Below are 5,374 nucleotides of genomic sequence, written 5' to 3' on the forward strand. Positions count from 1 at the left end.
CGCATTTTGTATAAAAATATACGTTAAGTTGATGGATGTGTGGTGCTACCCCATGACCATCAAGTTAAAATCTCATATTACCCCCAGAACGAAAATTTTGTGCATTTTGCTCGTATTTATTGTTTTGGGGAAATTCATATTTTTAGCTTGATGGCGATGGGGTAGTGAAAATTCTTAAGTTGATGGCGATGTATGTTGACCCCTAATACAACGATTATTGTGTTTTAAATAAGGAACGACTTCTTACAAGAGAGTCCCTTTTTCATCTTTAAAAATGGTAAAATGTAGTTTAAGGAAGGGTAAGAATGAAAAATGAACATAGGGGGATTTAAATAAGGGATAGGCAAAAAAAACAACTATGATTGTATGAAGTATATAATAGAAAAGGGAGAACTTGAATGAGGAAACCAAAAGTAACTGTTTTTATCTTTTTACTGAGCATACCACTATTCCTATTAAGTGGTTGCTCTATAGACACAAAACTATTAGAAAAACCAATAGGAGATTATTTGTCCGAAAACTACGGGATAAAGAATGGGGATTTTAAAATTCTTTTTGCTGATAGTGGGTTTGGAGCTTCTGATCTAGAGACTTACGTGGAAATAAAAAAACCATACCGCACTCTTGCTTATTTAATTGTAGACAAAGAGTCACATGAAATAGTTAAAAATGGAAGCGATGATGTTTTTCTAGAAATATTTAAAGGAGCTTATATTGAACAACATCGTGATGTTTTGAAACAATCCGATAAGATGATAAAAAAGTATAACTTATTAAGTGAATTCTCCTATAATAAAAAGAAACCAAATTTCTATTACTATTTAAATATACATATAGATAAACAAAAAGAAAAGGAATTAATTGGAAATTTCAAACGCGATCAAAAAATAAACACTGACAACATAATGAAAATGTTAAAAGATAGTAAACCTATAGATCATGCTAATTATACAGGAGTTATCAATTTTAATTACTATTACAATACCTACAAAAATAGTGAAACTGTTCCCAATGCTCAAAGTATTATGGATGATTTCGAAAAGAGCCACGTGCTAACAGAGGGTATTTATAAGATAGCTGTTGTGACCATGTATTCCAGCCCTAATGAAACAACCATAGGAGGAACGGATAGTCGTAATAATAATGTCATGTTTACCGTGGATAAACAAGGGAAATTCGAAATATTAAAAACAACTGTAGATTCTTGATAAAATACGTCAATTGTTGTGTTTTAAAAAAGGGGTGACTTCCCACAAGGAAGAGGGGGCACTGAAAAAGTCCTCATGGTTTAAAAAGTGAAACCGACTTATGAGCAGCCCTTTCCTTTTTGAGGATACAAAAAAAACCGCCCATCCATCTTTAAAGAAATAAAAAAACCAGCTATATTATGCAAGGTTCTGGTGCAAAAATAGAATAAAAGATAATAAAGCGCATAGATTCCTAACGGAATCATATCTTATGTTGCAAGTCCAAACAATTGATGGATGAATTCTTTCTGATTTTGGACAGACTGATCCTGTAAATCAACCTGTTCTTTTTTAATCATATGCATGGCTTCTACTCCAGAAAGAATGGATGTAGCTGTGTCAAAACACTTGAATCCTAGCATAGAGCGTACTCGTTTCTTAATAAAACGATGATCTTGTTCCACAATGTTATTTAGATATTTTATCTGCCTGATGTGGATGCCTAGTGGCATCTTTTTTTCTTCCTTCAATTTTTCTATGGCTATTGGATAAGCTGGATTTTTATCAACTGTAATCACACGAAGTTTAGAGGCATGGAAAGACCGCAAAGCTTTCTTGAAGAATCGCTTTGCAGCCTTTTGGTCTCTTGTTTTGCTTAGATAAAAATCGATTGTGTTTCCTTTCGAATCAACAGCATGGTACAGGTACATCCATTGCCCTTTAACTTTGATATATGTTTCATCGACTCTCCAAGAGTCATTGGTTTGCTTGAGGTGACGACGAATTCGTTTGTCCAATTCAGGACCATACTGATGAACCCAACGCATAATCGTGGTATGAGAAATAGATAAGCCCCGTTCCTCCATCATTTCCACCAAATCACGAAAGCTTAGGTTGTACCGTAGGTATCATCTTACCGTTAATAAGATAATAACAGTCTGATAGTGCTTCCATTTAAACGGATTTTCCTTTTCCATACTGATCACGCACCTTTTTTAGAGTTATACTATCAGTATGTCCAAGATTAGGAGATTACTTGCAAGGATTTTGGAGTTTTGCACCAGAACCACCACTTTAATTTAAATAATTTATATTGAACTCCCATTCAAGTATTATTTTTCCTAATGAATAATTGGTATATTCTGTCTTACTCCACCTTTTCGGGGGATGGGCAAAAATACCCATATAGTGTCTCATTATCAGTAGCAAGAAAAAAGCGGATCCGTACTCTCAAAAGGAATCCAATCTCTCTTTTTCTATAACTATATTTTTATATGGGGTAGCACCCCATCGCTATCAAGCTAAAAAGGATGGGTTACCTCAAAACAATAAAAACGAGCATAATACACAAAATTTTCGTTTTGGGGTATTTCAAAATTCTAAGTTGATGGGCATGTGCCGTACCCCTATTAAAGTGGAAATTTCTCAAACGAAACTTTAATATATATAATTAATATACTATTCATATTAAAAAATTGAAAAGAGGTGGCACTTTGAACAAATGGGCTATATTATCTTTATTGTGTGTACCCTACGCTCTTTTAACTATAATAAATGAGGATACATTAGAGATAGGTGGATCAGCAAATATTTTTTGGAAAATTGGTTTATTTGCACCACTTATAGGCGTTTTATTTTCAGCTGGAGCCAGTAAGACTTACCAACGCGTTATGCTTGCAATATTTAATTTAGGTTACTATTTTGGGCTTTACATCTATATGCTATACACTTTTTAAAATACACTTTTTATATTCGTTTTGTAAAAATATATTTAGGGGAGAAAACAATGAAAAAGAAAATATACTATTTATCAATAATTTTCACAAGTCTTGTTTTTTTATTTTTATTCATAAAAGCATTAGGATTTATCTTCTGGATAAATGGTGCACCAATAGACAAATGGGTAGCTTGGGTTAGTTTATTTGCTATTCCCACTTTCATTTACTACTCTTTCCCAGGACAAAACTTCAAAAAAACACAAAAAACGGTAACCATAATTATCATAATAGTTCAAGTAATATGGCTAAAATGGGCAATTAATCAACCTAAATATTATGTATATATTAACAATGATAACATTCTCCCATCTCCATATATAATTCAGGAGACTCCAAATTCGGAGACTCCTATTTATCTTAGCCAAATAATTTTAACTAACTATACATCTTATAAATCAATTAATTCATATCTATTTGTAAAAGAAAACGTTACAGAAAACAATCGAGGCTTGGTTGATTGGATAAAAAATTTTGGTGGCGAAGTAAAAGAAAAAGAAGACGGGCGCATTTATATAGACACTTATAAGGGATATTTATTTTTCAAGTAAATTGTAAAAGGGAGAAATCGGTGTGAAATCTCCCTTTTACGACTCTCAATCGCTATAGGATAGGCCTGATTTTTGTCTACTGTAATCACACTGGGTTTTGGAACATGAACAGATTGCAAAGCTTTCTTAAAAAAAAGCCATTGATAATAGCTATTATTTTTGGAAAAACAACTTACAAAAAAGATAATTATAAAAAGTCGATTCCTTATCTCAAATAAGGAATCGACTTTCAAATAAATCATATACTCGTTCTGGTGTCGATATGTATTTATTACAAATTACCTTTAACTTTTCCAACGATCTCGTTTATCGTATTTCGATCTAGCTTGTCACTAATTTCGAATAGCTCACGATCTCCTACTAATTGTACGCCTACGATGTCGTTGCGGTCTTTACCGTATTGCACTTCAATAATAGATCCGCGCTCTATTTGTTTCCAAATGTAACCAGCTTCATCTTTATTGTCTAAAGTAATACAGTCCTCAATGTTTTCATTGATTCCAATTAACATATTATCGTCAATATACCCAATCTCGTATTGTTGACGCTCTTTCGCTTTGCCGCTTACTAAAATACCCGCACGACCATATGAGTAATCCCAATAGTCTGCTTTCGGCTCTTGTGCCTCAGCTTTTTCAGTAGTGCCACAACCGGTAATAAGACCAATTGGCATAACTGCAATTAATACTACTCTAGTAAATTTCTTTATCATCTAAAACCAACCTTACATGTTTAAGTGGAAATTCCATTTATTCCCTCGTTAAAAGATAACATGATACTACGGGGAAAGCAAAACGAAAAAATAAGCTGACTTCTCAAAATAACTAACTATAGAGAAAGAAAATTTTCATTTAGGGGGTACTTCAAAATCTTAGTTTGATGGCAATGCGATTTTACTTCCGCCTGCTAAAAAACATTCATAATGATTGTTAATATGTGTTAACATTAAACAAGAAGTGCTTGTGAAGGATAACATTCCTTTCATAATAGTGCTTTTTGTTTTTGGATTTATTTTATAAGGATAAGAGGGAAGATATATGCGTTCTAAGAAGTACAACACCATAGCATCAAGCTGTCTAATTTTGTTTCTTGTTTGTTGGATCCTGCTATCTACATATGGTAAATACAATTATACTGTTGGTGATTTCACTCCAGCTGATGTGAAATTAACCGTTGGACTGGATATTTTACAGATGACTCTCCTTTTTATGTCTTTGGTCTTCGGCTTGATAGCATATGCTTTACAAGACGAAGGAGGCTACGCAGGGATTAATATTATAATATCCCTCGCTTTGTTTGTTTTAACAGGTATGAGTGATATTTTAACAATTTATATACTGTTTACTGAGCCTGTCCATTTACAAATATTATTTAAGTAACAATCTTACTTGAGCTTGAATTACCTTACCGACATGAAGAAATAGAAGTACTATAAATGTACAGGGATAATAAAGTTGTTTTAAAAATACCGGTCATTTTATTCAGTAATTGGGCCAGATTATGAAGTGATTTTATTAATTGTTTCGTTAAGAATGTAAAGAAGTGGACTTTAGCCAACGTGGCAGTTTAGTTGAATGGGAATGTTATAATATTATTAAAATTTTAGAAATGTAGGGTAAAAAAATGAAGGGTACTAAAAGATTGATTCAAGTTATCTTAGTAAGTACACCAATCCTAATTCTTAGTGGATGTTTCTCTAAAGATGATCTGAATCAACCAATACAAGAATATTTAAAAACAAACTATGGAATACAAGGTGGGTTTTCTGTTGTTGAGACAGATAATTATTGGTTTCAAGGGGTTGACCATCAAACTTATGTAGAAATGAAAAAGCCATATCATGCTTATCCGTTTTTAATGA

At 32.8% G+C, this 5,374-nt stretch carries 5 protein-coding genes and 3 pseudogenes; 5 read left to right on the forward strand and 3 right to left on the reverse strand.

Annotated elements, in window-relative coordinates:
• Positions 1 to 398: 398 nt before the first annotated feature.
• Entirely contained in the window at positions 399 to 1,208 is an 810-nt protein-coding gene (locus tag RTP99_RS27730; protein ID WP_001231106.1) for a hypothetical protein, read from the forward strand.
• A 248-nt stretch (positions 1,209 to 1,456) separates the two neighbouring features.
• Here the strand turns inward: RTP99_RS27730 and RTP99_RS27735 are convergent.
• Positions 1,457 to 2,164 (reverse strand): annotated as a pseudogene (locus tag RTP99_RS27735) (IS6 family transposase).
• Positions 2,165 to 2,680: 516 nt separating this feature from the next.
• Between RTP99_RS27735 and RTP99_RS27740 the strand changes: the two are divergent.
• Both RTP99_RS27740 and RTP99_RS27745 read left to right on the forward strand, forming a co-directional pair.
• Positions 2,681 to 2,923, forward strand: coding sequence for a hypothetical protein (locus RTP99_RS27740; RefSeq protein ID WP_001045664.1), 243 nt, complete (start codon positions 2,681 to 2,683; stop codon positions 2,921 to 2,923).
• A gap of 50 nt (positions 2,924 to 2,973) precedes the next feature.
• Entirely contained in the window at positions 2,974 to 3,513 is a 540-nt protein-coding gene (locus RTP99_RS27745; RefSeq protein WP_000727313.1) for a hypothetical protein, read from the forward strand.
• A 29-nt stretch (positions 3,514 to 3,542) separates the two neighbouring features.
• Here the strand turns inward: RTP99_RS27745 and RTP99_RS27750 are convergent.
• Positions 3,543 to 3,647, reverse strand: a pseudogene (locus RTP99_RS27750) (IS6 family transposase); the annotation flags it as partial.
• A 137-nt stretch (positions 3,648 to 3,784) separates the two neighbouring features.
• Positions 3,785 to 4,225, reverse strand: a complete 441-nt coding sequence (locus RTP99_RS27755; protein WP_000591645.1) for a hypothetical protein — start codon at positions 4,223 to 4,225, stop codon at positions 3,785 to 3,787.
• Between the two features lie 325 nt (positions 4,226 to 4,550).
• On the opposite strand from RTP99_RS27755, the gene RTP99_RS27760 reads away from it, so the two are divergent.
• Positions 4,551 to 4,892: a hypothetical protein gene (locus RTP99_RS27760; protein ID WP_001256765.1), complete on the forward strand. Its 342-nt coding sequence runs from the start codon at positions 4,551 to 4,553 to the stop codon at positions 4,890 to 4,892.
• A gap of 244 nt (positions 4,893 to 5,136) precedes the next feature.
• A pseudogene (locus tag RTP99_RS27765) lies at positions 5,137 to 5,374 on the forward strand (hypothetical protein); the annotation flags it as partial.

The organism is Bacillus sp. (in: firmicutes) (assembly GCF_031983925.1).
Taxonomy (GTDB): Bacteria; Bacillota; Bacilli; order Bacillales; family Bacillaceae_G; genus Bacillus_A; species Bacillus_A pacificus.

What these genes read in the sequence shown, in the direction of transcription:
- RTP99_RS27730 (WP_001231106.1), top strand. Translation starts at nt 399, where the DNA reads ATGAGGAAACCAAAAGTAACTGTTTTTATCTTTTTACTGAGCATACCA.
- RTP99_RS27745 (WP_000727313.1), top strand. Translation starts at nt 2,974, where the DNA reads ATGAAAAAGAAAATATACTATTTATCAATAATTTTCACAAGTCTTGTT.
- RTP99_RS27755 (WP_000591645.1), bottom strand. Translation starts at nt 4,225, where the DNA reads ATGATAAAGAAATTTACTAGAGTAGTATTAATTGCAGTTATGCCAATT.
- RTP99_RS27760 (WP_001256765.1), top strand. Translation starts at nt 4,551, where the DNA reads ATGCGTTCTAAGAAGTACAACACCATAGCATCAAGCTGTCTAATTTTG.